General features: G+C 63.9%; 26 protein-coding genes. 22 read left to right on the top strand and 4 right to left on the bottom strand.

The window, feature by feature from the left end; all coding sequences use genetic code 11:
• Positions 1 to 552, top strand: a 552-nt coding sequence (locus tag AC0L3C_RS21855; RefSeq protein WP_473408944.1) for an SbmA/BacA-like family transporter, incomplete at its 5' end; no start/stop codon positions are given.
• Between the two features lie 2,174 nt (positions 553 to 2,726).
• A complete protein-coding gene (locus AC0L3C_RS21850; protein ID WP_473408943.1) occupies positions 2,727 to 2,882 on the top strand; it encodes a hypothetical protein in 156 nt (51 codons plus the stop codon).
• 230 nt (positions 2,883 to 3,112) lie between these two features.
• Here the strand turns inward: AC0L3C_RS21850 and AC0L3C_RS21845 are convergent, their stop codons facing one another.
• Complete coding sequence (locus tag AC0L3C_RS21845) at positions 3,113 to 3,847, bottom strand: outer membrane protein (protein WP_473408942.1); 735 nt, start codon at positions 3,845 to 3,847, stop codon at positions 3,113 to 3,115.
• Positions 3,848 to 5,127: 1,280 nt separating this feature from the next.
• Between AC0L3C_RS21845 and AC0L3C_RS21840 the strand changes: the two genes are divergently transcribed.
• Positions 5,128 to 5,460, top strand: a complete 333-nt coding sequence (locus AC0L3C_RS21840; RefSeq protein ID WP_473408946.1) for an acyl-CoA thioesterase — start codon at positions 5,128 to 5,130, stop codon at positions 5,458 to 5,460.
• A gap of 77 nt (positions 5,461 to 5,537) precedes the next feature.
• Positions 5,538 to 6,005, top strand: coding sequence for a nuclear transport factor 2 family protein (locus AC0L3C_RS21835; RefSeq protein WP_473265554.1), 468 nt, complete (start codon positions 5,538 to 5,540; stop codon positions 6,003 to 6,005).
• A 109-nt stretch (positions 6,006 to 6,114) separates the two neighbouring features.
• Here AC0L3C_RS21835 and AC0L3C_RS21830 read toward each other — a convergent pair whose 3' ends face one another.
• Both AC0L3C_RS21830 and AC0L3C_RS21825 read right to left on the bottom strand, forming a co-directional pair.
• The gene (locus tag AC0L3C_RS21830; RefSeq protein ID WP_473265550.1) at positions 6,115 to 6,834 is read right to left on the bottom strand and encodes a type 1 glutamine amidotransferase; all 720 of its coding nucleotides are present in this window, start codon (positions 6,832 to 6,834) and stop codon (positions 6,115 to 6,117) included.
• 17 nt (positions 6,835 to 6,851) lie between these two features.
• On the bottom strand, positions 6,852 to 7,784 hold the full coding sequence (locus AC0L3C_RS21825; RefSeq protein ID WP_473265546.1) for a LysR family transcriptional regulator: 933 nt from the start codon (positions 7,782 to 7,784) through the stop codon (positions 6,852 to 6,854).
• A 151-nt stretch (positions 7,785 to 7,935) separates the two neighbouring features.
• On the opposite strand from AC0L3C_RS21825, the gene AC0L3C_RS21820 reads away from it, so the two are divergent.
• The 9 genes from AC0L3C_RS21820 to AC0L3C_RS21780 are packed head-to-tail and all read left to right on the top strand — an operon-like array spanning position 7,936 to position 16,703.
• On the top strand, positions 7,936 to 8,892 hold the full coding sequence (locus AC0L3C_RS21820) for an N-carbamoyl-D-amino-acid hydrolase (protein WP_473265542.1): 957 nt from the start codon (positions 7,936 to 7,938) through the stop codon (positions 8,890 to 8,892).
• A 35-nt stretch (positions 8,893 to 8,927) separates the two neighbouring features.
• Positions 8,928 to 9,752: an ABC transporter substrate-binding protein gene (locus AC0L3C_RS21815; protein ID WP_473265538.1), complete on the top strand. Its 825-nt coding sequence runs from the start codon at positions 8,928 to 8,930 to the stop codon at positions 9,750 to 9,752.
• Entirely contained in the window at positions 9,749 to 10,606 is an 858-nt protein-coding gene (locus AC0L3C_RS21810) for an amino acid ABC transporter permease (RefSeq protein WP_473408941.1), read from the top strand. The genes AC0L3C_RS21815 and AC0L3C_RS21810 overlap by 4 nt, the downstream gene beginning before the upstream one ends.
• A complete protein-coding gene (locus AC0L3C_RS21805; RefSeq protein ID WP_473265533.1) occupies positions 10,603 to 11,367 on the top strand; it encodes an amino acid ABC transporter ATP-binding protein in 765 nt (254 codons plus the stop codon). Before AC0L3C_RS21810 ends, AC0L3C_RS21805 begins: the two co-directional genes overlap by 4 nt.
• Before the next feature lie 14 nt (positions 11,368 to 11,381).
• On the top strand, positions 11,382 to 12,197 hold the full coding sequence (locus tag AC0L3C_RS21800; protein ID WP_473408940.1) for an ABC transporter substrate-binding protein: 816 nt from the start codon (positions 11,382 to 11,384) through the stop codon (positions 12,195 to 12,197).
• On the top strand, positions 12,184 to 13,068 hold the full coding sequence (locus AC0L3C_RS21795; protein WP_473408939.1) for a polysaccharide deacetylase family protein: 885 nt from the start codon (positions 12,184 to 12,186) through the stop codon (positions 13,066 to 13,068). The genes AC0L3C_RS21800 and AC0L3C_RS21795 overlap by 14 nt, the downstream gene beginning before the upstream one ends.
• A gap of 8 nt (positions 13,069 to 13,076) precedes the next feature.
• Positions 13,077 to 13,727 carry an aspartate/glutamate racemase family protein gene (locus AC0L3C_RS21790; RefSeq protein ID WP_473408938.1) on the top strand — a complete coding sequence of 217 codons (651 nt, stop codon included), beginning with the start codon at positions 13,077 to 13,079 and terminating at the stop codon, positions 13,725 to 13,727.
• Positions 13,728 to 13,749: 22 nt separating this feature from the next.
• Complete coding sequence (locus tag AC0L3C_RS21785; RefSeq protein WP_473408937.1) at positions 13,750 to 15,333, top strand: ABC transporter substrate-binding protein; 1,584 nt, start codon at positions 13,750 to 13,752, stop codon at positions 15,331 to 15,333.
• Complete coding sequence (locus AC0L3C_RS21780; RefSeq protein ID WP_473408936.1) at positions 15,330 to 16,703, top strand: amidohydrolase family protein; 1,374 nt, start codon at positions 15,330 to 15,332, stop codon at positions 16,701 to 16,703. Before AC0L3C_RS21785 ends, AC0L3C_RS21780 begins: the two co-directional genes overlap by 4 nt.
• Here AC0L3C_RS21780 and AC0L3C_RS21775 read toward each other — a convergent pair.
• Positions 16,693 to 17,607: a LysR substrate-binding domain-containing protein gene (locus tag AC0L3C_RS21775; protein WP_473265516.1), complete on the bottom strand. Its 915-nt coding sequence runs from the start codon at positions 17,605 to 17,607 to the stop codon at positions 16,693 to 16,695. The two genes, AC0L3C_RS21780 and AC0L3C_RS21775, sit on opposite strands and share 11 nt — an antisense overlap.
• A gap of 270 nt (positions 17,608 to 17,877) precedes the next feature.
• Between AC0L3C_RS21775 and AC0L3C_RS21770 the strand changes: the two genes are divergently transcribed.
• Genes AC0L3C_RS21770 through AC0L3C_RS21730 form a run of 9 tightly spaced genes read left to right on the top strand, consistent with a single transcriptional unit; the run spans position 17,878 to position 26,002 of the window.
• Complete coding sequence (locus AC0L3C_RS21770) at positions 17,878 to 18,912, top strand: ABC transporter substrate-binding protein (protein WP_473408935.1); 1,035 nt, start codon at positions 17,878 to 17,880, stop codon at positions 18,910 to 18,912.
• 23 nt (positions 18,913 to 18,935) lie between these two features.
• Positions 18,936 to 19,970, top strand: coding sequence for an ABC transporter ATP-binding protein (locus AC0L3C_RS21765; RefSeq protein WP_473408934.1), 1,035 nt, complete (start codon positions 18,936 to 18,938; stop codon positions 19,968 to 19,970).
• Positions 19,967 to 20,842, top strand: coding sequence for an ABC transporter permease (locus tag AC0L3C_RS21760; protein WP_473408933.1), 876 nt, complete (start codon positions 19,967 to 19,969; stop codon positions 20,840 to 20,842). Before AC0L3C_RS21765 ends, AC0L3C_RS21760 begins: the two co-directional genes overlap by 4 nt.
• Positions 20,839 to 21,645, top strand: coding sequence for an ABC transporter permease (locus AC0L3C_RS21755; RefSeq protein ID WP_219681720.1), 807 nt, complete (start codon positions 20,839 to 20,841; stop codon positions 21,643 to 21,645). The genes AC0L3C_RS21760 and AC0L3C_RS21755 overlap by 4 nt, the downstream gene beginning before the upstream one ends.
• Positions 21,646 to 21,653: 8 nt before the next feature.
• Positions 21,654 to 22,790 (top strand): NAD(P)/FAD-dependent oxidoreductase, encoded by a 1,137-nt coding sequence (locus AC0L3C_RS21750; protein ID WP_473408932.1) that lies wholly within the window; start codon positions 21,654 to 21,656, stop codon positions 22,788 to 22,790.
• Between the two features lie 19 nt (positions 22,791 to 22,809).
• On the top strand, positions 22,810 to 23,106 hold the full coding sequence (locus AC0L3C_RS21745; RefSeq protein ID WP_473265502.1) for a (2Fe-2S)-binding protein: 297 nt from the start codon (positions 22,810 to 22,812) through the stop codon (positions 23,104 to 23,106).
• The gene (locus tag AC0L3C_RS21740) at positions 23,103 to 24,521 is read left to right on the top strand and encodes an FAD/NAD(P)-dependent oxidoreductase (RefSeq protein ID WP_473408931.1); all 1,419 of its coding nucleotides are present in this window, start codon (positions 23,103 to 23,105) and stop codon (positions 24,519 to 24,521) included. The genes AC0L3C_RS21745 and AC0L3C_RS21740 overlap by 4 nt, the downstream gene beginning before the upstream one ends.
• Positions 24,518 to 25,639, top strand: a complete 1,122-nt coding sequence (locus AC0L3C_RS21735; RefSeq protein ID WP_473408930.1) for an NAD(P)/FAD-dependent oxidoreductase — start codon at positions 24,518 to 24,520, stop codon at positions 25,637 to 25,639. Before AC0L3C_RS21740 ends, AC0L3C_RS21735 begins: the two co-directional genes overlap by 4 nt.
• Positions 25,640 to 25,654: 15 nt before the next feature.
• Positions 25,655 to 26,002: a RidA family protein gene (locus AC0L3C_RS21730; RefSeq protein WP_007596366.1), complete on the top strand. Its 348-nt coding sequence runs from the start codon at positions 25,655 to 25,657 to the stop codon at positions 26,000 to 26,002.
• The last annotated feature ends 248 nt before the right edge of the window (positions 26,003 to 26,250 follow it).

Below are 26,250 nucleotides of genomic sequence, written 5' to 3'. Positions count from 1 at the left end.
CTGTCCAGCAACGTCACGGAGTTGCCTCTGTTCGGCTCGATTCCCTATCCGCTGGTGTTCGCCGCGGTGATCTGGTCGATCCTGGGCACCGGCGTTCTCGCGCTTATCGGCATCCGCCTGCCCGGAATTGAATTTTTCAACCAACGGGTTGAAGCGGCCTATCGCAAGGAGCTCGTGCTCGGCGAGGATGATACGGCGCGTGCCAATGCGCCGACATTGAGCGTACTGTTTAGAGACATTCGCAGGAATTACTTCCGGCTCTATGTGAACTTCATGTACTTCAATATCGGCCGGATCGTCTATCTGCAGACTGACGTCATCTTTCCTTATCTGCTGCTTGCGCCCACAATCATCGCGGGCAGGATCACCCTCGGCGCGATGAACCAGATCCTCAACGCGTTCAAGCAAGTGCGAACCTCGTTTCAGTATCTCGTCAACTCCTGGAGCACGATCGTCGAACTGATCTCGATTTATCAGCGCCTGCGGAGCTTTGAGGCAATGATCCACGGTGGGCTACTGCCGTCGATCGAGATAAGGAAGCCAGCCACATGATTCCTATAGTTGTAGGGAGTTGACGGACACCTGACCTTCCGTTCCGCGTCAATCGGTCGCAACGCTGCTGAATTGCTTAAGTTGTGAGAAGGGGCACTCGAGAGAATGGCGCTCGGCGTGGAGAAACTTAGCAACTGCATATCGGAACCCCCGTGACGTGTTGTTGTGGATGACGGCTAGCGCGCTGTTGCAGCGCGCGGACTGAGGCAAAGGGGCGGCGGATGGCTGTAGGGGCCATTACAGCCGCGGCGGGTAAGCTACAAAGCAGCCGCGTCGCGTTCGACCTGCAGTCGAGCCAGCGGGTTCATGACACCGAAGACTTGCTCCGAGAAAACAGCCATGAATCTGATTTGCTCCTGGAAATGGGTTCTCAGAGTCCGCACCGCCTAGCTCTACAAATAAGTACCAGCTTGTCGTAAGTTCGACAGTGTGAGTCAGACACGCCTCAACGGTGTTGTCCCGCGAGCAATCATAATTGTGTCACACATGGCACCGGACACTGACTGACTAGCCAGAACGACCATGCGGGATGTTTCAAACTTGATCCGCCTCCATGGAATACGGTGCTAAACAGGAGTAGGCATTACGTGGGGCGGCGAGCCCTTGTGACCGCCGGATGTGTTGGTGTCCATTCTGGTTCTGGCGGAACGGTAATCGAGCCCAGTGGCACCCAAGCTCGTTCTAGCGTCACTGGATCGCGCAGCTGGGCGAAAGTTTCGGTGCGAATATCGAGCCACTCGAACCAGCGATCCTGGACGGCGACAAGCTGGGCTGGCCGGAGCACGCCGAAATGATCTCGAAGAGAAATTCTTATCACCGTAAGCTCAACTGTGAACCGTGCCAGAAGAGTTCAAGATGATGTTGCGTCGTGTTTCAACTACCAGAACCGGGATTTGACAACTCTGAGCCTGCGGACCAATCCGTTTCCGCCGAGCCGGAGCTCTGGCCGTGAACATGACCGCCAGATTGAGCAGCGTGGATTCACAAGCGTGGCTCGCCGACTATAGCAACCGCGCCGCACATCCGGCTCAAAAGGCGCGACGAGCTCCTAAGCCGGAATTGGCGCGATCGGAACAAGAATTCCACTAAGGCTGCCCAATTCACGGCTCGGCGATCCTCACCAAATGCTTTACGAATTTTTGTTGATAGCGTCAGCAAGCGTCGACTTGAAAACCAAAGGACCTATCCGCAGGATGCTTTCTTAAGCCGTCATGCATCCAGAATGAGCGGAGCACGAACTGTCACATTACCGAAACCTAGCTCTTGTACTTGTAGGCTCGGCCGTCTCCCTTATTTCTCCCGCTCCCTGGAGCGAAGAAGGTTTATTCCGCACGGCTTTCCGGGGGCCACCGGCCAGGCGGGCCGGAGCCGAGGTCGGCCAGATCTCCGTTGTTTTTGGATTAGCGCCATGACACCGAAAACCAAACTATGCGCTTTGTTGCGAGGTGTTCTGGACGATGCGATCGGGATGGTGCCCGAAGCAAACCGGACGTCTTCGTTGAAGGCGTGCCTCGCCGAAAAGGTATTAGCTCTGGCCGCAAAAGGCCACTTGGATCCAACTGTCTTGACGCGTCTCGCGCTACGGAGTCTGCAGGAATCCTGTTGTGGTTGCTACGGGTGCGAACTGCAGAACCCCCTTCGAGGTGTGAAGGACCGAGAATGAACTCCAAACCTATTCCCCGCGCTCCGGCGTGGCTGACCGACTGGGTTTCGGCGGGTTGCAAGGCGACGCGAGATTAGAGTTCTGCCCGGCCATGGAGCTTGCGCCCGGCAGCGATGCCATCTGAGCGCGAGGGTTATGGCGTCCTGGCCGGAGAAACTCGGGTCAGTCCTGCTGTGGATGCCGCCTTGCTTCATCATGGAGTCGCCCGTGTCCGCGGCTTTCACTGACGTCATTGCGCCCCGCCCGCGGCACAGATGATTTCTCCTCGGTCCGCATCGGCGGTTGGCGCGCGATATCGGCGATGTCGGAGGGCAGGGTGCTCGCCTGCTCGGTTGCCGCTAGTTGCCGAAGCGGGCGAGGCGAGTGATCCGAAAGATCGGACGGGCCGGTGAGATGTTGGAAAGCCGAGCTGCCTATCGTCCGGGTTCGCGACAGACGCGGATGAGCCGATCTATTATGTCCTCAACGTTTGCAGGCGGATCTTGCCGTGGCCGCCTCAGCGGAGGCAGCTGTGTTCGACGATCTCGTCTGCCTCGATTGCGAGGGCGATGCGCCGCTTACCCTGGCAAGGCGGCAGCCGCAAGCTAAGCAGTATCATTCCCGCGGCATCGACGCAGGTTCCGAGCTCGTCGCCCTTGCGACTACCCCTGTCCACGATTACGGCTGACTTTCGGTGTCGAGAGTGCTCAGCGCTGAGCCGGCGGTTCCCCGCGAAGTGCTGCCGAGCTTGCCGTCCGGAGAAGGAGGGGTCGCAGGCCAGCGAAAGGCGAAGGGCGGGATCGCGCAGGCGGCGCTTGAATCTCACGTCGGAATTGCCTGAATGGCCGGGCTCTGAGCGGGCCATGCTTTCCCTTCAAATGGCCCCGGCTAGGCCGGGGCCATCGACGCAACTACGGATCAATATTTCAGGAGAATCGGACCGCCAAACTTATAGTTGACCCGTACCGTGACAAGATCGAGATCCTCGCGGATGCGATCGGCCCCGCCAATGTTCCCGCTGAATTTCACCGTGCGGGGCTGGAAGAACAGGTGGTCGTACTCGAAGCCCACCGTCCAGTTCGGTGCGATGCCGTGCTCGAATCCGACCCCCAACACACCGCCCCAAAGAACGTCACTTTTCCTACCGGCGCCTGCCACGGTCGAGCTGATCTGATGGATGTTGCTCGTGACTGCGGCGCCGCCTTTGCCGTAAAGTACGTTGTTCCCAAAGGCATAACCAATCTGCCCCGTCATGAGACCGAAGGCGTCAATCTTAGTCTGGTTGGTAGTATCGAAAAACGCGATGCTGTGATTGGACCCGGTCAAATCAGCCCAGTTGCCCTGGCCCTCAACACCCAGCACGATCCGGCCCATCTGCCATCGATAGCCGATCTGGAGGCCCACGCTACCGCCTGTCGGATGATGACAGCCCTCGGGCGTGCTGCCAAGGTATTCCCAACAACTCTCGCCTGAGCTCAGACCACCGTTCACGCCGAAATAGTAAGCACTCCAATCGTAGATTGCAGCCGCGACAGGTCCCGCAGCGGTGGTGTAGAGAGGCCCGATGGGTTGCGCAGGCAGATCAGCACTGAATGCGGGGGCCAGCGCAGCAAGCGCCACCGTACTGACTGTCATAAGCAACAAGTTCTTCATTTCTATTCCCATGTCTTGAGTGCCCCCGAGCCTGCTGCGTCTTAACAACGTGCACGCAAATTGCTGTAACTGCATCGCAACATTGGCGCTGGAAGAAATGCGTGAATCAAACGCCGCGTCAGGTTGCGGCGTTGCAGATATCTCCAACTCCTTGACATGCCCCTTCGCTTGCGAGCGTAGATCAGCGCGGTGTCCTGCCTCTCGCGCACCCGACAGCTTGACGGCATCGCTCCACCTCGCGACGTAGTAGCGTGGTAGGTCGACGGGGCGCCCGGTAAGTGCGTGTTCCCGCCGTTCGTGATCACGGAGTCCAAGCCATCGTGATCGCCCATTCCAGAGCATCGTGATCACCGTTTCCAGTCGATCGTGATCGCTATTTCAGCGATTGATCGGGGTAACCAGGAGGCGCGCACCGCTGACAGTCTGCAACCCGGCTACCTTGGTGCCTAACTCCGACTGCTTCAGCTATGCGAACGCTACAAGGAATGGGCCGGCCCCCTCAAGCCCATCCTGTCCCCAGGTCCATGTCGCCGGCGAGAAGCTGTTCGTCGACTATTCAGGCCAGACCATGGAGCTGGGTTGACGGAGTACGATACACGCCAGTCCTGCTCCGGCTCCGCGGATGAAACCGTCAATGCAAGAGCGATCGGTTGGGCTTTCGGTCAGGGGCGGCGCCGACGGAGCAACGAACCCGGAAACTCTCACGCAAACAACCGCACACGTTCTTAATGTGGGTCAGTGGTGTGAGGTCCGCGATAGGATCTCCCGAAATCAGGCTCATAAGTGCCGCGGTTTTCGCCCATGGCACAAGTACGGGTCTGATTAGGTTGTGGGCGCGTCCGCTCCGCGGACGGGGCTCTATGAGCCAGCTTGCCGAGCCATGCTATCTCGGCCCTTCGGATCACGATGCCTCGCGCAAGCCATAAAGTGCTCCTCGCCGGGGGCTCTCGGAAAACGGGCTCGCCTGTGGCGAGCGTTATTACGGCCCCGTTCCCACGTGCCGCTCAAACACCGGTGTTGTCGCTGCACTCGTCCCGCATGCCCCTTCGGGCCGCTATGCTCGCGGCCGGGCTGACATTTCTCTCGAGGCGAGCTAGGGTGAACACTGAAGCTGATCCCGAAGGCGCTGCGGCTCGCCATGAAAGGGAATAGAAAAATCTGCGCTTGTTCACGCTATCGCCCTCCAGCGCCCCAACGAAATCAAGCAGTTGGTATTCTGTTGCGATATCGTCAAACCAGAGTTTTCGGGCATCGTCTATCACGCCAACTATTTGCGCTTCATGGAGCGCGGGCGGACCAATCATTTGCGGCTGATGGGCGCCGAGCAGCAGGCATTGTTCGAGCAGGCCGAGGCGGAAGACGCAGGCTTTGCCTTCGTGGTGCGTTCGATGCATCTCGATTTCCTCAAGCCTGCCCGGATGGATGACGTGCTCGATGTCGTGACCTGGCCGGTCGCCGTGAAGGGTGCGTCCATCGTGCTGGCGCAGGAGGTGCGGCGCGGGGAAAACGTGCTGGTGAAAGCCGAGGTGCGCGTCGCCTTCATCAGCGGCGGCCGCGCCCAGCCGATCCCGAAGTCGATCCGCGCCTTGATGAAGGCTGATCTGATTTCGTGATCGGGCGATAGCGGACGGCCTCTCGACTCCCCCGCGCGCGGCGATAGATTGCACTCCCGCCAACCGATGAGGCCATCATGTCGCGCCCGCCGCTTCCGCCCTTTACCCGTGAGACCGCAGCGCAGAAGGCCCGCATGGCCGAGGATGCCTGGAATTCGCGCGACCCGGTGCGCGTCTCGCTCGCCTACACAGAGGACAGCCGCTGGCGCAATCGCTCCGAGGTTTTTCAGGGGCGCGAAGCCATCGTCGCGTTCCTCACCCGCAAATGGGAGAAGGAGCACGACTACCGCCTGATCAAGGATCTCTGGGCGTTCGACGAAAACCGCATCGCCGTGCGCTTCCAGTACGAATGGCACGATGCGAGCGGCCAGTGGTATCGCTCCTACGGCAACGAGCAGTGGGAGTTCGACGAGCACGGCCTGATGCGGCGGCGCGAGGCGTCGATCAACGACATGGTGATTACGGAGAAGGACAGGCGATTTCACTGGCCGGCGCCGGGGCCGAGGCCCGCGGATGTGGTGGGGTTAGGAGAGAGCCCGTTCTGAGATTTCAACCCTCATGGTGAGGAGCCGCGAAGCGGCGTCCGAACCATGCAGGCCCCCGTTGCTGCAGCGGTGCCTCGATCCTTCGAGACGCGCGCAATTGGCACGCTCCTCAGGACGAGGAGATGGACCTGCGCGCCAGAAATCGCGTAATCGCGCTACCGAGCTTGGCGTGATCCATCGGCTCCGCCAGTGATTCCCTCGCCGTGGCAACGACAGCGTCCGGCGCCTTGCCGTCGCGCAGTTCGCAGCACACCTGCGCAAACTCCACGTCGAACTCCGGATGCGGCTGCACAGTCAGCGTCGCGCCGTTGGCGTAGAGCAGGCCGGCATGCGGGGTGAAATCGGAGGAGAGGATCGTCAGCGCATCGTTTGGCGGCTCGATGACCTGGTCCTGATGCGAGCAGGCGATGGCGACCGCTTCGCCGTCGACGACACCGTTGTCCGGCAGCACCTGATAGACGTGCCGGCCGATGCCCCAGCCCTTCTCCGACTTGCGCACGGTGCCGCCGAGCGCCTGCGCGATCAGCTGATGGCCGAAGCAGACGCCGACCATCGGTGTCCTGTTGGCGTAGGCCGTGCGCACGAAATCTTCCAGCGGCGCGATCCACTCGAGCCCGTCATAGACGCCGGCGGCCGCGCCGGTGATCAGCACCGCCTCCAAATTGCGCGGGTCGGGAAGCGCATCGCCGTTCGGGATGCTGACGATGTCAACCGTGGCTGTCGGATCCCCGGCGCGGACCATGCGCTCGAACATGTCGGGGAACGAACCGTAGCGCTCGCGATATTTTTGTGGGACCTGCCCGGTCTCGATGATGGTGATGCGTGCCATATGCCCTCTGGTCAAGGTCAAGCCTGGTCGCTTCCTGCCCCATGTTGCTGGTGTGGCGCTGTGCGCTCCAGCAACGCACTCTCTTTCCGGACCTCGTTGAGAAACGCCTTGGCCAGGCGCGACAGCGGCTCGGCTTCCGACCATAACATATAGGCCACCGCGTGCGTCGTCGGTGCAAACGGCCGCACGACGAGGCCGGTCCCGCCGTTTTGCCGCGGCGAGAAGGGATCGACCACCGCGGCGCCGACGCCGGCGGCGGCGAGCACGCAGGCCGTGTTGCAGTAGCGCACCTCGACGGTCGGCTGGAACGGTGCGCCGGCCCGGACAAAACTGTCACGCACGGCCTCGCCCAGTCGCGTCCCACGCTCGAGCCCGATGAACGGCAGACCGGATAGGTCCGCGGCCGAGATCACCGGCAGGTCGGCGAGCGGGTGCTGCGGCGGCAGCACGCACACCATCTCGCCGGTGTGCACCACCTCATGGGCGATGCCTGGATGATGTGTCAGCCCGAGCGCAAAGCCGAGCTCGGCGACGCGGTTGAGCACGCCTTCGATGATGCCCTCATAGCGCCGCACGTCGAAGAACACCCGCGTTTCCGGACGGCGGCGCAGGAAGCCTGACAGCGCCGAGGGGATGATGCTGTAAGCGAGCGGCGGCGTCGCGACCAGCGCGAGATGCCCGGAGCGGTTCTCGCGCAGATCGCGCACGCGGTTCTCGAGCTTGGCGTGCAGCGCGAAGATCGCCTCGCTCTCCTTGTAGAGCGCCATCGCTTCCGTGGTCGGAAACAGTCGGTTGTTGACGCGTTCGAACAGCGCAAAACCCGCCTGCGCCTCCATCGTCTTCAGCGCGTTGCTGACTGCGGGCTGCGACAGCGCCAGTTCGTCGGCGGCCGCAACCGTGGTGCGGTGGCGGATGACGGCGCGGAGAATCTCGAGCTGGCGCAGGTTCATATCACTGCCGGTTATACTCTGGGCCAAAACATCATAGCAGAACGAATTGATTTTGCAGCCCCGCTTCCGCGTAATGGCAGCGGATTTGCGCGTCGCATCAAAGGGTTCAGTCGCCCATTGAGGCAGCACTGCGCACAGATTGGAGGCAATCTTGGTTCGTGTCCTTCGCGCCGCCGCCGCACAGATGGGGCCGACGCAAAAAGCCGATACGCGCGAGCATACGCTGTCGCGGATGCTTGCGCTGCTGGAGGAGGCGGCCGGCCGCGGCGCCAGCCTCGTGGTGTTTCCCGAGCTTGCCTTCACCACATTCTTTCCGCGCTGGCTGCTCGAAGGTGACGAACTCGACCATTATTTCGAACGCGGCATGCCGAACCCGAACGTCGCCGCCTTGTTCGACCGCGCGCGTGCGCTGCGCGTCGGCTTCTATGTCGGCTATGCCGAGTTGACGCCGGATGGACGCCGCTACAATTGCGCCATCCTGGTCGATCGCGACGGCGAGCTGCTTGGCCGCTATCGCAAGGTGCACCTGCCGGGCTCGGTCGAGCCGCGACAAGGTGCGCGCTACCAGCAGCTCGAGAAGCGCTATTTCGAATACGGCGATCTCGGCTTTCCGGCCTTTCGCTCCGGATCGGCCTGGGCCCACGCCATCATGGGCATGATGATCTGCAACGATCGCCGCTGGCCGGAATCCTGGCGCGTGCTTGGCCTGCAGGGCGTCGAGCTCGTCTGCATCGGCTACAATTCGGCGGCTTATGATCCCAATGGCGGCAGCACGGAAGACGCCTCCTTGCGCACCTTCCACTCTACGCTGGTCACGCAGGCCAACGCCTACATGAACGCGACCTGGGCGATCTCGGTGGCGAAGGCCGGCGAGGAGGACGGCTCCGGGCTGATCGGCGGCTCCTGCATCGTCGATCCCAATGGCCGCATCGTCGCGCAGGCCGCAACGTTGACTGACGAGGTGATCGTCGCCGACATCGATCTCGACCTCTGCCGCCAGGGCAAGGACAAGATGTTTAACTTCGCCGCGCACCGGCGGCCGGAGCAATACAGGGTGATCACGGAACGCGCTGGCGTCATCGAGCCCGCGGTTCTCGACGCGGACTGACAGGACGTTCCAACAACGTTGGCAAAGGAGCTGACATGACACGCCTCTCGTATTTCCTCGGCATCGCAGCGTTGGCGGCCGTGACGTCCGCGCAGGCGGCGGAGCTTCCGGCGGAGATCAAGCAGGCGGGCGCGTTGAAGCTCACCGTCAACTCGACATATGCGCCGATGGAATATCGCGATCCCGCGACCAATGAGCTCGTCGGGCTCGACGTCGATCTGGCGAACGAGCTCGCGAAGCGTCTCGGCGTGAAGATCGTCTGGAGCGAGACGCCGTTCGCCGAATTGATCCCGTCGCTCCAGACCAAGCGCGCCGATTTCATCATCTCCGGCATCTCCGATCGCGCCTCGCGGCGCGAGACCGCCGATTTCGTCGATTATCTCGGGACCGGCCCGCAGTTCTTCGTGATGGCGGAGAACGAAGCCAAGGCTGCGACCGATCTCTGCGGCAAGAAGGTCGGGACTACCCGCAGCACCAGCTTCCCGGTCGAAATCGAGAAGTGGAGCAAGCAGAATTGCGAGCTGGCCGGCAAGCCGGCGATCCAGTACGTGCCGGGCGAGAACTCGATCGACGTTCGCAACCAGCTCAAGCAGGGCCGCATCGATGCCGCCGTACAGGGCAGCGAGACGCTGCCTTATGCGCAGACGCAGGAAGCCGGAAAATACCGCGTGATCGGCGAACCCTTCGCCAAAGGCTATCAGGGCATCATGTTCCGCAAGGACGATGCGGCGCTTCGTGAAGTGGTGACCGAGAAGCTCACCGCGATGATCGCCGACGGTTCCTACAAGGCTGTCCTCGACAAATGGGGTCTCGGCGCCAACGCAGTCGAGAAGCCCATGCTGAACGCGGCGCCGCAATGAAGCCGGTACCGGCACTCGCGGAGGGTTTTCCCGATCTGTCGGGGATGCGGATCGCGCGCGAGCCGCACTGGCTTCGCTGGCTCAGCGCCGCGCTGATCGTTGCTGTGCTCGCACTGATCGTGCGTGCGTTTGCGGCCGGCCAGATCGAATGGTCCTATGTCAGCCGCTTCCTGACCGCAAAGGTCATTCTCGAGGGCATCGTCAACACCATGGTGATGGCGGTGCTGGCGATGGCGCTTGGCATCTTCCTCGGCGTCGTCATCGCGATCATGCGGCTGTCGCCCAACCCGGTGCTGAAGACCGTTGCCGCCGGCTACACCTGGTTGTTCCGCGGCACGCCGTTGATCCTGCAACTGCTGCTGTGGTTCAATCTCGCGCTGGTGTTTCCGACCATCGGTATTCCCGGCCTGTGGAGCGCGCGCGCCGTCGACGTCATGACGCCCTTCCTTGCCGCGCTGCTCGGGCTCGGCATCAACCAGGGCGCCTATACGTCGGAAGTGATGCGCGCCGGCATGCTGTCGGTCGATATCGGGCAATATGAGGCGGCGCAGGCGATCGGCATGGGACGCTTGCGTGCGCTGCGCCGGATCGTGCTACCGCAGGCGATGCGGGTGGTGATCCCGCCGCTCGGTAACGAGTTCATCGGCATGGTGAAGGCGACCTCGCTCGCCAGCGTCATCCAGTATCCGGAGCTGCTGCACAACGCCGAAAACATCTACTACGCCAATTCGCGCGTGATCGAGCTCCTGATCGTCGCCGGGCTCTGGTACCTGCTCGTCGTCTCGGTGCTGACGCCGCTCCAGATGCTGCTCGAACGCCGTTTTGCGCGCGGCACATTGCGGCTCGCGCGATGACAAAACCCCTCGTCGCGATCCGCTCCGTCAGCAAGAGTTTTGGCGAGTTTCAGGCTCTCAAAAATGTCTCGCTCGACATCCGGCCCGGCGAGGTGATGTGCCTGATCGGCGCCTCCGGCTCCGGCAAGACCACGCTGCTCCGCTGCATCAACCAGCTCGCCGCGATCGACAGCGGCGGCATCTGGCTCGACGGCGAGCTCTTGGGCGTGCGCGAGCAGGGCGGCCGGCTGCATCGGCTCAGCGAGCGCGAAATCGGGCGGCAGCGGTTGAAGACCGGCATGGTGTTCCAGCGCTTCAATTTGTTTCCGCACAAGACCGCGCTCGAAAACATCACCGAAGGTCCGCTCCAGGTTCAGGGCCGAAAATCCGACGAGGTGCGTGCGGAGGCGATCGAACTGCTGCGGCGCGTCGGATTGTCGGCCAAAGCGGACTGGTATCCCGCCCAACTCTCCGGCGGCCAGCAGCAGCGCGTCGCGATTGCCCGCGCGCTTGCCATGAAGCCGATGCTGATGCTGTTCGACGAGCCGACCAGCGCGCTCGATCCCGAGCTCGTCGGCGAGGTCTTGGCAGTCATGAAGGAGCTGGCGCGGAGCGGCATGACCATGATGGTCGTGACACACGAACTCGGCTTCGCGCGCGAGGTCGCCGACCGCGTCGTCTACATGGACCAGGGCGCGATCATCGAGCAGGGCAGCGCCTCGGACGTCTTAGGCACGCCGCGCGAGGAGCGCACCAAGGCATTTCTTTCGGCAGTGATCTGAATGGGGGCGTATCGATGAAGAGACTTCTGGTTACGGCGGCACTCGTTGGCGCCATGAGCGCTCCGGTCATGGCGGTCGAGCTGCCGGCGGAGATCGCCAAGCGCGGCAGCATCAAGGTCGCGCTGGTGCCGAACTATCCGCCGATGGAGTTCCGCGATCCCGCCACCAACGCGTTGTCCGGCTTCGACATCGATCTCGGCGAGGCCATCGGCCGCAAGCTCGGCGTCAAGATCGAATGGCAGGAGACCAGCTTTGCCGAGTTCATGCCGTCGATCTCGACCGGGCGGGTGGACGCCATCATGTCCGGCTTCACGGACTATGCCAGCCGGCACGAGATCGCGTCCTTCGTCGATTATCTGCGCAGCGGTCCGCAGTTCTTCGTGCAGCAGTCGCGTAAGGCGGAGTTCAAGGACGCGGCCGCGCTCTGTGGCAAGAAGGTCGGCGCCAGCCGCCGCACCATGTTCCCGGCGCAGATCGCGGCCTGGAGCGAGAAGAATTGCGGCACCAATCCGATCCAGTTCGTCGGCACCGACGGCTCGGCCGATGCCCGCACCCAGCTCAGGCAGGGCCGCATCGATGCCGCCGCCCAGGGCAACGAGACGCTGCCCTACATCATGGATCTCGAGCCCGGCACCTATGCGACCGTGGGCGAGCCCATCGCGCAGCAATTCACCGGCATCGCTCTGCCGGTCAAGGAAAAGGCGCTGCAGCAAGCGATGCTGGAGGCGGTCGATGCGCTGATCGCGGACGGCACCTATCGCACGCTGCTCGCTAAGTGGAAACTGACCGACAACGCACTCGAAAAGGCGACCCTCAATGCTGGACAGTAAGGCACTCCAGAGCATCCCGCTCACCCCAGCCAACACCGCGGATCCTGCGCCGGAATACCCCTGGCCGAAGCCGTACAATTCGGCGATGTTCCTGTCGTTCGACGTGGACGCGGAGAGCGCCTGGACCAGCAAGGACGCGATGCATGCGCAGCGGCTCATCACCATGAGCTATGGCGGCTATGAGGCGCGCGTCGGCACGCCGAAGCTCCTGGAGCTGCTCGACCAGCTGGATCTCAAGGCGACCTTCTTCGTCACGGGATGGTCGGTCGACGCGCATCCGGCGATGGCCGAGGCCATTCTCAAGGCCGGTCACGAGATCGGCCACCACGGTTATCACCATCTCCTTCCCGATCCCGGCGATCCCTGGATCGAGGAGGAGCTTGAGCGCGGCTTCGAGACGCTCAAGCGCCGGCTTGGCGTCAAGCCGACCGGCTATCGCGCGCCCTACGGCGAGTTCACCGAGGAGCTGCGGGTGGCGTTGGTGCGACACGGCATCGTCTACACCTCCTCGTTTCGCGACGACGTGCGGCCTTATCGGCATCGTCTCGCAGGCGGCAAGCCGGGCACGATCGAGCTGCCGGTGACCGCAAGCTATGACGACTGGATGCACGGCCTGTCGGCGCGCTTCAGTCCGCGCTCGATTTTCCCCAAGGAGCATGTGCTTTCGATCTGGAAGGACGAGCTTGACGAAGTCCGCGACTGGGGCGCGATGGTGACGACCGTGCTGCATCCGCAATGCAGCGGTCGACCGATGCGGCTGCGCCTCCTGCGTGAGTTCCTGACCTACGCAAGGTCGTGCCCGGATGTCTGGATCACGACCGGTGAGAAGATCGCGGCCAACTTCCTGCGCCACGAGGCCGGAAAAAGCTGAGCCACGCCATGACCCGCATCCTCGTCATCAACCCCAACTCCTCCGCATCGGTAACGGCGGCGATCGATGACGCCGTCGCGCCGCTGCGCATCGTCGGCGGACCCGAAATCGAGGTCGCCGGTCTTGCCGAGGGGCCGCCCGGCATCAGCTCGCAACGCGGCGCCGACAGCGTCGTCATGCCGCTGGTCAATCGCGTCACGCGCGACGAGGCGGATGCCTTCGTGCTCGCCTGCTTCAGTGATCCCGGCCTGCATGCGGTGCGCGAGGCCGCCGGCGGGCGCCCGGTGATGGGCATCGCCGAGTGCGGCATCTTTCGCGCGCTGATGCTGGGCGAACGTTTTGGAATCATCGCGCTGTCGCCGTCGAGCATTCGCCGCCAACAGCGGATGGCGCGGGTGATGGGCGTCGATAGTCGTTATGCCGGAAGCTGGTCGGTCGGCGCGAGCGCCGCGGAGACGGCAGGCGCGGACATCCGGGGACGGTTGATCGAAGCAGGCCGCGCGCTGGTCTCGCAATGCCGCGCCGATGTCGTGGTGATGGGCTGCGCCGGGATGGCCTCGCATCGCGCGGCGATTGCGGAGGCGATCGGCGTGCCCGTGGTCGAGCCGGCGCAGCAGGCGGTGGCCGCTGCGATCGGTGCGGTGTTGTTGAACGCGTAAGATCCTTCAGGAGCCTCGTGCAATGCCCCTCTCCCGTCGTTCGCTCCTCAAGGCCGCAGCCGCTGTGCCGGCGCTGTCATTTCCGGGCATCCTGCGCGCCGAATCCCAGACGACGCTGCGCTTCATTCCGGTGATCGACCTCGCTTTCGTCGACCCCATCTATTCCACGGCACAGGTGTCGCGAAACCACGGCTTCATGGTCTACGACACGCTCTACGGCATGAGCTCCTCCCTGCAGGTCTCGCCGCAGATGCTGTCGGGCCATGTCGTCTCCGGCGACGGGCTGCAATGGGACCTCAGCTTGCGCGATGGCCTGTTCTGGCACGACGGCGAGCGCGTGCTTGCGCGGGACTGCGTCGCGAGCATCCGCCGCTGGGCCGCGCGCGACGGCTTTGGCGGTGAGCTGATGGAGGCGACGGACGAACTGTCGGCCACTGACGACCGCACCATCCGCTTCCGCCTCAAGCGTCCGTTCCCGCTGCTGCCGCAGGCGCTGGGCAAGGCCGCGATCAACGCGTGCTTCATGATGCCGGAGCGGCTGGCGAGCCAGGATCCATTCAAGCCGCTGACCGAAGTGATCGGTAGCGGCCCGTTCCGTTATCTCGCCGACGAGCGCGTGCAGGGTGCGCGCAACGCCTATGCCAAATTCGAGCGCTATCAGCCGCGCACTGATGGCAAGCCGGATTGGACGGCTGGGCCCAAGATCGTGCACTACGACCGCGTGGTCTGGACCACCACACCCGATGCGGGCACCGGCGTCGCCGCGCTGCAGACCGGCGAGCAGGACTGGCAGGAGACCACGCCGCACGACCTGCTGCCGATCATCAAGGCGGCCGGCGACATCGAGACGCGCGTCCTTGATCCTCGCGGCTATGCCTGCATGCTACGCCTCAATCATCTTCAGCCGCCGTTCAACAACCCTGCCGTTCGCCGCGCGCTCCTGGGGGCGATCGATCAATCCGCCTTCATGACAGCGGTAGCCGGTACCGATCCGAACTTCCAGGTCTCCCCCATCGGCTATTTCGCGCCGAATACGCCGATGGCGAGCGAAGTCGGCCTCAATGTGTTCCGCGGCCCGCGTGACTACGCCAAGGTGAAGGCCGACCTCAAGGCCGCCGGCTATAATGGCGAGAAGATCGTGGTGCTCGTGCCCACCAACTCACTGGCGCAGAAGCCGCTTGGCGAGATCGCCGTCGATTCCTTGCGCAAGGCCGGCATGAACGTCGAATATGCCGGGCTCGATTTCGCGGTGGTGTTGCAGCGCCAGCTCAAGAAAGATCCAATCGGTCAGGGCGGCTGGAGCGCGGCGGTCGGCAACTGGCAGGGCATCGACTGGCTCAATCCGGCCGGCAACACCAACATCCGCGGCGAAGGCAAGGTCGCCGGCTGGTATGCGAGCGAGAAGATGGCCGGCCTGCGCAGCCAGTGGCTGGCGGCCTCCGAGCTCGCGGAGCAGCAGCGCATCTGCCGTGAGATCCAGGCGGTGGCTTTCCAGGAAATCCCCTATATTCCGATCGGCCTGTACAAGCAGCCGACCGCCTATCGCAAAGCCGTCACCGGCATTCTCGACGGCACCGCCGTCTTCTGGAACGTACGCCCCGCATGAGCACCTCAGCAATTTTCGGCAGCTATGTGCTGTCTCGCAAGGACGGCGCGCAGGATGTGTTGCGCGACCATTGGGTTCTGGTCGAAGGCAAGAAGATCGCCGCGATTACGCGCGATAAGCCGCGCGCGGACGAGGTGCATGACCGTCCCGGCCGATTCGTGCTGCCGGGCCTGTTGAACCTGCATAATCACTGCTTCTCGGAAGCGGTGGCGCGCAGTCACACCGAGGACGGCAATGGCCGCCGCAACAACCAGAGCATCGTCTATACGGTGCTTTTGCCGTTGACCAAGCGCGGCGCTGATATCTTGTCGGCGGAAGAGCGAATGGCGGTCGCGCGGCTCGGCATCCTTCAACTCCTGAAGGGCGGCGCCACCACGGTGATGGAGCCGTTCCGAAACTCGATCCCGGAGATGTTCGGCGCCGCCGAGGAGATGGGCATCCGTTTCTACGGCGCGCCCTATCTGTTCTCCACGTCGGACGCCAAGGCCGGCCCCGACGGCGTCGTGCGCTATTCCGGCGATGATGGCACCGCCGACATGGCGACCTGGGATGCGCTCTACCAGCGCTGGAATAATCGCGGCGACGGTCGCATCGGCCTTGCGATGAGCCCACACGCCACTGACACCTGCGGCCCCGATCTCTTGAAAGCCTGCGCCACGCGGGCGCGCGAGCTTGGCGTTCCCATCACGACGCATATGGCGCAGAGCCGTGCCGAGGTCGAGACCATCGGCAAGCGCTATGCTGGCCGCACGCCGGCGCAATATCTCGACTGGCTCGGCCTGCTGGCGCCCGATTTGATGGCGGCGCACTGCATGTTCAGCACCGATGACGATCTCAAGCTGATGGCCGCGCGCGGTATGACGGTTCTCAACTGCCCGCGCGTGTTCGCGCGCGCCGGCGTTACCGCGGCCTTCAGCCGGTTCGCGGAGCACGGCGTTCGCACCGTGGTCGGCACCGACGGCTACAACATGGACCTGCTCGGCGAGCTCAATGCGGCGTCGCTGATCTCCAAGATCACCTCAGCGCGCGCCGATGTCGCGAACTCAGCCGAATTGATCGAGGCGAACACGGCGATCGCGGCCGATGTCATCAAGCGGCCTGACCTCGGCCGCATCGCGCCCGGCGCGACCGCCGACCTCACGATCGTCGATCTTACCCATCCGCATCTTCAGCCGTTGTTCGATCCGCGCCGCGCACTGATCGCACTCGCCAATCGCGCCAATATCGCTCAGGTCATGGTCGACGGCCGCATGCTGGTCGATGGCGGCCGTTATCTTGGCGCTGACGAGGCGGCGATCACGGCGGCGGGGACCGCTGCGATCGGCAAGATCTGGGACCTGCCGGAAGCGCAGGCGGCGTTCAACGGCTGAGGGTTGGCTCGTCGAATTCGGCGAGCGCCTTGCGCATGGTCTCGACCAGATCCAGCGCCACCGGCGAGGGGCTGCGCTGCGCCGGAAAAACCGCGGAGAATTCGAAATCGATCCGCGGCAGGAAGCGGCGCACGACGACGCCGCGGGTGGAAAATTCCTGAGCCGTGAAGGGATCGCAGATGGCGACGCCAAGTCCTGACGACACCATGCCGCACATGATCTCCGACAGCGTGGTCTCGACCCTGAGCACGCGGCGGACATCGTGGCGATGGAAGACCTGGTCGACGAGGTGGCGACTCGACGAGCCCGCCGACAGCGAGATGAAAGTCTCGCTCTCGAAATCGCGGGGCTCCAGCACTTCCTTTTCCGCGAGGCGGTGACCGGTGGGCAGTACAGCCACACGCGCGGGCGCCGGCAGCTTCTGGCTCGGCAAGCCCGAATGCGCGATCGGCACCTCGGCAAAGCCGACGTCGCATTGGTTGTTCAGCACCCAATCGACCACGATCGGTGAGATCACGCCGAAGAAAGCGAGGTTGAGGTTCGGCCGCTCCTTCAGGAAGTGCCCGGTGAGACGCGGCAAATAGCCATTCGACAGTGCTGGCAGTGCCGCAATCCGCAGCGAGCCGGTGCGGCGGCCGCGAATTTCTTCGGCTGCCGCGGTGATGCGTTCGAGGCCGACAAAGGAGCGCTCGACTTCGGTGTAGAGTGCCATGGCCGCAGCGGTCGGCACGAGGCCGGTGCCGCGCCGCTCGAACAGCTCCATCTTCAACAGCGCCTGGAGGTCGCGCAGCAAGCGGCTGACCGCCGGCTGCGTCACTTTCATCAGCGCCGCCGCCTCAGTCACGCTGCCGGTCAGCATCGTCGCCCGGAAGGCCTCCACCTGCCGCGAATTGATCCGCGCCATCCCGAACTCCATTCATAACATTTAGGCATGCAGAGGCTGCCATTATTCATTGGACGATGGAAGCCGGAGTTTGCGATCTTTTTCATCAGAGCTGGAGACGGCCCGCTTTTTCGGCAGATTGGAGGGGTTCGACCTCCGGATCGCGCCAAAACCCGCCGAGCAGGGACCGGAGCCCTGGTCCGAGAGGGTCTGCGCGGAAGGAAATGCGGAAGGTTCAGCCAGCGAGACTCGTCGACGCGTCACCTCATCCCGGTATGGAGATCGGACCACATGAAGACTTTTCGCCTTCTGACAGCGGTCAGCATCGCGGCACTCATCGCCGCCCCGTCGGTCGCCACGGCCCAGCAAAAGACGCTCTATGTCGCCGGCTATGGCGGCTCGTTCGAGAAGACCATTCGTGACGAGGTGATCCCGGCCTTCGAGAAGGAGAACGGCGTCAAGGTCGAGTACGTCGCCGGCAACTCCACCGACACGCTGGCAAAGCTGCAGGCGCAGAAGGGCAACCAGCAGATCGACGTCGCCATCGTCGACGACGGCCCGATGTACCAGGCGATCCAGCTCGGCTTCTGCGGCAAGCTCGAGGGCTTGCCGACCGATCTCTACGACACCGCGCGCTTCAAGGACGATCGTGCGGTCGCGATCGGCATCGTCGCCACCGGCCTGATGTACAACACCAAGGTGTTTGCCGAAAAAGGGTGGGCGCCGCCGACATCGTGGAACGATCTCAAGGACACGAAATACGCCAAGCAGCTCGTGATCCCGCCGATCAACAACACCTATGGCCTCGAAGCCCTGGTGATGCTGTCGAAGATGAATGGCGGTGGCGAGACCAACGTCGATTCCGGATTCAAGATCTTCAAGGAGCAGATCAATCCGAACGTGCTCGCCTATGAGCCGTCGCCGGGCAAGATGACCGAGCTGTTTCAGTCCGGCCAGGCCGTGATCGCGGTGTGGGGCACGGGCCGCGTGCAGAGCTTTGCCAATACCGGTTTCCCCGTCGACTTCGTCTACCCGAAGGAAGGCGCCGCGACGCTGCTGACGACCGCCTGTCCGATCACCAAGCCGAACGCCTCGCCGCTTGCGTCCAGCTTCGTCAAGATGCTGCTCGAACCCAAGATCCAGCTCGTGATGCTGAAGGATTACGGCTACGGCCCGGTGCTGAAATCGCTGGTGATCCCGCCCGAGCTCGGCAAGATGGCGCCGATCGGGGAGCGTGCCGCAAAGCTGTATAATCCGGACTGGACCGTCATCAACGAGAAGCGCGAGGAATGGACCAAGCGCTGGAATCGCGAGGTCGAGCGCTGATCGGTCGTCCCGGAGACAGTGCGATGGCCTATCTCGAGCTCGAAGGGGTCGCCAAGCAATTCGGAGCGCAGACTGTCGTCGACGACTTCAGTCTCGCGGTGGGGAAGGGAGAGTTCATCTCCTTTCTCGGCCCCTCCGGCTGCGGCAAGACAACGACCCTGCAGATGATCGCGGGCTTCCTCGATCCCAGCCGCGGTGCGATCCGGCTGGAAGGCAAGGACCTGACCGCGATCCATCCGGCCAAACGCGGGCTCGGGATCGTGTTCCAGAGCTACGCGCTGTTTCCGCACATGACCGCCGCCGAGAATGTCGCCTTCGGCCTCGAGATGCGCAATGTGCCGCGCGGCGAACGGACCGAGCGGGTCCGCGCCGCGCTCGCGATGGTCGGACTTGCCGGCTACGAGGATCGTCATCCGCGCCGCATGTCCGGCGGCCAGCAGCAGCGCGTGGCACTGGCGCGCGCGCTGGTGATCAAGCCAAGCGTGCTGTTGCTCGACGAGCCGCTGTCCAATCTCGACGCCAAGCTGCGCGAGGAGATGCAGATCGAGCTGCGCCAGATTCAGCGCACCATCGGCACCACCACGATCCTCGTCACCCATGACCAGAACGAGGCGATGTCGCTGTCCGACCGCATCGTGGTGATGAGCCAGGGCAAGATCGAGCAGATCGGCACGCCGCAGGAGACCTACGAGAAGCCGGCCTCGGCCTTCGTCTCGCAGTTTTTGGGCAAGACCAACGACTTTGCCGCGACGATCGATCGGACGAGTGCGCCTGCGCGATTGATCGCCGGGTCGTGGAGCGCGCCTGCGCCTGCCGCGCTCAGCGGTCCCGTCACTATCAGCATTCGCCCCGAGCGGATCGACTTTGGCGACGCAGGCCTCGGCGCAAAGATCGTCACGCGCATCTTCCAGGGCAATCACTGGCTGTTCCAGTGCGAGAGCGAATGCGGCCCGGCGACCGTGATCCGCCAGAATGACGGCCGGTCGCAGCCGGTCGAAGGCGAGGCCGTTCGCCTGACCTGGCGGCCGGAGGACATGGGCGTGAGAGGCGTCGCATGAGTGCTTCCGCCGAGGAACGAAACGCACGCACCCCCTGGGCGCTGACTGCGCCCGCTTTGATGCTGTTCTTTGGCGTGCTCCTGATTCCACTCGCGATGACCGTGATGCTGTCGTTCCACGACTGGGGCCAGTACAAGGGCATCGAGCCGGTCTTCATCCTCAAGAACTGGCAAGAGATCGCAACCGATCCCTATTACGCCGAGATGTTCTGGCGGACGTTTCGCATCGCGATCCTGACCACGCTGCTCACAGCGCTGCTCGGTGCGCCCGAAGCCTACATCCTCAATCGCATGGGCAGACGCTGGAAGAGCGTTTTCCTGCTGGTCATCCTGGGGCCGCTGTTGATCTCCGTAGTCGCGCGGACGCTCGGCTGGGCGTTGCTGTTCGGCGGCAACAACGGGCTGGTCAACAAGCTGTTGATGTCGGCCGGGCTGATCCGCGCGCCCATCCCCTTCATGTTCACCGAAACCGGGATGGTGGTCGCGCTTGCGCATGTGATGATGCCATTCATGGTGCTGTCGGTGTGGGCGGCGCTGCAGCGTCTCGATCCGCAGATCGAGAATGCCGCGATGTCGCTCGGCGCCGGCCCCGTGACCATCATCCGTCGCATCATCATGCCGCAGATCATGCCGGGCGTGCTGTCGGGGGCGATCATCGTGTTTTCGCTCTCGGCCAGCGCGTTCGCGACGCCCGCGATCATCGGCGGCCGTCGGCTCAAGGTCGCGGCGACGCTGGCTTATGACGAGTTCCTCAACACGCTGAACTGGCCGCTGGGCGCGGCGGTCGCCACGCTGCTGCTGGCCGCGCTGGTCTTGATCGTCGTCGGCAGCAACGCGCTGATCGAGCGTCGCTACGCGGAGGTGTTCCGATGAGCCGGAACGGACCGCTGGCGCTGATCTTTCACACCGTCTTCGTCATCGTCATGGTGGCGCCGATCCTCGTCGTTTGCCTCGTTGCGTTCACGCCAGAAGGCTTCCTGTCGCTGCCGACAAACGGCTTTTCGTTGCGCTGGTTCAGGGCGATCGCCAACTATCCTGAATTCGTCCATGCTTTCTGGGTCAGTCTTGGCCTTGGCGCACTGTCCTCCTTCGTGGCGCTGCTGTTCGCGGTGCCTGCCGCGCTCGCGATCGCGCGCTATCGGTTCCGCGGCCGTGATGCGCTCGCGGCCCTCTTTCTCTCGCCGCTGATGATCCCGCATGTCGTGCTCGGCATCGCCTTCCTGCGCTTCTTCACCTCGGCTGGCCTCGGCGGCAGCTTCGCCGCGCTGATCATCGCGCATGTCATCATCGTGTTTCCGTTCGCGCTGCGGCTGACGCTGGCGGCGGCGACCGGTATGGACCTTTCGGTCGAGATGGCGGCGGTCTCTCTCGGTGCCGGCGGCTGGACGCTGTTCCGCCGCGTGACGCTGCCGCTGATCTTGCCCGGCGTCATCAGCGGCTGGGCGCTCGCCTTCATCCAGTCCTTCGACGATCTCACCATGACCGTCTTCCTCGCGGCACCCGGCACCGAAACACTGCCGGTGCGCATGTTCCTCTATATCCAGGACAACATCGATCCGCTGGTGACGTCGGTCTCGGCCTGCGTGATCGCGATCACCATGACCGCCCTCATTCTGCTCGACCGCTTCTACGGGCTCGACCGCGTGCTCGCCGGCAAGGGCGATACAGGGCGATAGGAGAATCCATGCGAACAGATTACGACGTCGCCGTCGTCGGCGGCGGATTGCTCGGCTCCGCCATCGCCTGGGGCCTCGGCCGGCTCGGCAAGCGCGTCGCCGTGCTCGACGAAGGCGATATCACCAAGCGTGCCTCGCGTGCCAACTTTGCGCTGGTCTGGGTGCAGAGCAAGGGCCTCGGCATGCCCGCCTATACGGTCTGGACTGTGCAGGCGTCGCAGGCGTGGGGCCGGCTCGCGTCCGAGCTGAAGCAGCAGACCGGCCTGGATGTCTCTCTTCAGCAGAATGGCGGCTTTCATCTCACGCTCGGCGAAGACGAATTCGGCCAACGCACCGAGCTGGTCAAGCGCATGCACAATCAGACAGGCGCCGCCGACTACAAGATGGAGATGCTCTCCGCATCCGAGGTGAGGAAGTCGCTGCCGCTGATCGGGCCGGAGGTCTCCGGCGGCAGTTATTGTCCGCTCGACGGTCACGTCAATTCGCTGCGCACGTTTCGTGCGTTCCACACCGGCTTTAGGGCATTCGGCATCGATTATCTTCCGGAGCGTCCGGTCTCGGCGATCAGTCAGAACCGCGGCGAATTCCGCCTGACGACGCCGCAGGGCGAGCTCCGTGCCGCCAAGATCGTGCTCGCCGCCGGCAATGCCAACCAGACGCTGGCCCCGATGGTCGGTCTCTACGCCCCGATGGGCCCGACCCGTGGCCAGATCGTGGTGACCGAGCGCACCATGCCGTTTCTGCCGCATCCGCTGACCACGATCCGCCAGACCGACGAGGGCACGGTGATGATCGGCGACAGCAAGGAAGACGAGCTCGACGATCGCACGATGAAGCATTCGATCAGCGCCGTGATGACCGATCGTGCCCAGCGCATGTTTCCGCATCTCGCGCGGCTCAACGTGGTCAGGAGCTGGGCCGGCATCCGCGTCATGCCGCAGGACGGCTTTCCGATCTACGACCAGTCGGAAACGCATCCCGGCGCCTTCGTCGCCTGCTGCCATTCCGGCGTGACGCTCGCCTCCAACCACGCTTTCGAGATCGCGCGGATGGTTGCGCAGGGCGCGCTCGAGCCGGAGCTGGTCGGTGCGTTCTCTGCCAGCCGTTTTGGCGCCGCCGGTGCCGCGAACAACAGCGGCTACTAGGGATATTGAAGGAACCCAGATGTTCAAACGATCCGAACAGGACAAACGGCCGTCGGTGCAGATCTTCGTCGATGGCGTTGTCGTGGCGGCGCGGCAGGGCGACACAGTCTCCGCGGCGCTACTGGCCTCGAGCTGCGATGCACGCCGTTCGACCGCGGTGAGCGGCGCGCCGCGTTTGCCCTATTGCATGATGGGCGTGTGCTTCGATTGCCTCGTCACCATCGATGGCGTCGGCAACCGACAGGGCTGCCTGGTGCCGGTCGCTGAGGGCATGCAGATCGAGATTCAGAAGGGCAAGCGGGAGATCGGAAAATGACTGTGGCTCCCAAGCGCGAAGAATACGACGTCGTGGTGATCGGGGCCGGGCCTGCCGGCCTTGCCGCTGCTGCGACGTCCGCCGAAGCGGGCCTGTCGACGCTGCTGCTCGACGAGAATGTCGGGCCCGGCGGACAGGTGTTCCGCGCCATCTCCTCGACGCCGGTGACCGAGCGCAATCAGCTCGGCGCCGACTATTGGGCGGGCGCCGATCTCGTGCAGGCGCTGCGCGCGAGCGACGCCGAGGTGATTCACCGCGCCACGGTCTGGAGCCTCGACCGCAATCTCGACATCGCGGTCTCGATCGGCGGCGCCTCAGCGTTCGTCAAGGCGAAGCGCGTGATCCTCGCGACCGGCGCGCTGGAACGGCCGTTCCCGATTCCGGGCTGGACACTACCGGGCGTGATGACCGCGGGCGCCGCGCAGACGATGTTGAAATCATCGGCCCTGGTGCCTGACGGACGCACGGTGATCGCGGGGCAGGGGCCGTTGCTCTGGCTGCTCGCCGCGCAGATCTTGCGTCTCGGCGGCCGCATCGATCGCATTCTCGACACCACCGAGCGCGGCAATTATTTCGCGGCTCTCCCCTACGCCTTTGCCTTCGTGACCTCGCCCTATTTCGCCAAGGGCCTGTCGATGATGCGCGAGGTGAAGGCGAAGGTGCAGGTCGTCTCCGGTGTCACCGAGCTTGCGGCCTCTGGCGACGGCCAACTCGCGAATGTCAGCTATGTCGCGGGTGGCAAGCGCGAGACCATCCCCGCGGAACTGCTATTGCTCCATCAAGGCGTCGTGCCCAACGTCAATCTGGCGATGGCGGCCGGAATCGAGCATCGCTGGGATGATCTGCAATTGTGCTGGTCTCCGGTGCTCGATGCCAGCGGCAATTCGTCGGTCGCCGGCATTGCGATTGCCGGCGACGGCGCCGGCATCGGCGGCGCGAACGCAGCCGTGGTGCGCGGCCGCATCGCGGCACGCGCGGCACTGGAGGCGTTGGCGCCTGCGGCTGCCACAAAACTTGCGCCGATGGCGAGCCTCCGCGCCGATCTCGCCAAGTCCGAGCGTGGCCGCGTTTTCCTCGACACGCTGTTCCGTCCGGCGCCTCAGTTTCGCATTCCCGCGGGCGACACCATCGTCTGTCGCTGCGAGGAGGTCACCGCAAAGGATATTCTCGACGCCGTCGCGATCGGCGCGACCGGGCCGAACCAGCTCAAGGCCTATCGCCGCACCGGCATGGGTCCGTGCCAGGGCCGGCTCTGCGGCCTCACCGTCACCGAGCTGATGGCGCAGGCGCGGGACAAGAGCCCGCAGGAGATCGGCTATTACCGGCTGCGCGCGCCGGTCAAGCCGATCACGCTCGCCGAGCTTGCCGCGGTTCCGAAGAGCGAAGACGACATCAAGGCGGTGGTGCGCGGATGACGAAAAACGTGGATGCGATCGTCGTCGGCGGCGGCATCCACGGGTGCTCGACTGCGCTGCATCTGTGTCTGGCCGGCTTGAAGCCAGTGCTGATCGAGAAGGACTATGCCGGCCGCCACGCCTCCGGCGTCAACGCAGGCGGCGTGCGCCAGCTCGCGCGGCACATCCCCGAAATCCCGCTGTCGATCCGCTCGATGGGAATCTGGGAGAAGATCACCGATCTCCTCGACGACGATTGCAGCTTTGAGAGCTATGGCCAGGTCCTCGTCGCAGAGAACGAGGAGGAACTCGCGGTCTGCCGCGCACGTGTGGCCGAGCTCAACGCGCTCGGCTTTACCCACGAGGAGCTGATCGATGCGGCCGAGCTGCGGCGCCTCGTGCCTGCCGTCGCTGAGACCTGTCCCGGCGGCGTGGTCTCGCGCCGCGACGGTGCGGCCAATCCCGCGCAGGCAACGACGGCGTTCCGGCGCAAGGCCGGCCAGCTCGGTGCGATCGTTCGCGAGGGCATTGCGGCCACGAACATCCGGCACACCGACGGCCTCTGGCGTGTCGATGTCGGCGCCGAGAGCTTTGCCGCGCCGGTGCTCGTCAATGCCGCCGGCGCCTGGGCCGGAACCATCGCAGCGGCGCTCGGTGAGCCCGTTCCGGTCGAGAGCGTGGCGCCGATGCTGATGATCACCTCGCGCGTGCCGCATTTCATCGACCCCGTCGTGATCCTGCGCGGACGCAAACTGTCCTTCAAGCAATTCAAGAACGGCACGGTGCTGATCGGCGGCGGCCATCTGGCGACGCCCTATCAGGATCGCAACGAGACGGTGCTGGACTGGAAAAGCCTCGCAACCAGCGCGCGCACCGTGTTCGAGTTGTTCCCGGTCATGCGCAGCGCGACGATCGTCCGCGCCTGGGCCGGAATCGAGGCCAAGATGAAGGACGATATTCCCGTGTTCGGCCCCAGCAGCCGGCACAAGGGCCTCTATCACCAGTTCGGTTTCTCGCTGCACGGTTTCCAGCTCGGCCCCGGCGCGGGCGCCGTCATGGCGGAGCTGATCGTCAACGGCGGCACCCAGACCCGCATCGGCGATCTCGGCATCGACCGTTTCCATCCTTCCACGCTCTAGCAACAAGAGGACATCATGAGCATTACCCGCAGCATCCGCACGCCCATCATGCACCGCGCCGTCGAAGCCAACGGCTTTGTCTTCATCGGCGGTACCATCGCCGACGACACCTCGGTGTCGATGGGCGAGCAGACCCGCAACATCCTCGGCAAGATCGCCGGCTATCTGAAGGAGGCGGGCACCGACAAGTCGCGCGTCGTGAGCACCTCGATCTTCGTCACGGACCTTTCCAAGAAGAAGGAGATGGACGCGGTCTGGACCGAGTTCTTCGGCGACAATCTGCCGACCCGCGCCACCGTCGGCGTCGCCGATCTCGGCGGCAGCGCGCTGATCGAGGTCGTGGTCACCGCCCTCAAGGGCTAACGGCGTCTGCCGATGGCGACTGAAGCCGGGCGTCCAGCCGCCGGAATGAGGATGCCAATCCGGGCCGTCGACGGCGCGCCGGTCGCGGCGTCGACCTTTGCAGTGATTTTCAAAAACCCGACGCCCTGCCCCCAGCGCGTCGGGTGGAAAACATGAGTATCAATCCGTGATCCCAACGCAATTGTTGTGACTCGCGACGCGCCAATTTACCACTCCGGGAAACTACCGCGTTGGAACCGGACTCCGCC

Source organism: Bradyrhizobium sp. WSM4872, from assembly GCF_055811715.1.
The sequence above is the reverse complement of the archived record's forward strand: the minus strand, read 5'-3'. Positions and strand labels throughout refer to the sequence as shown.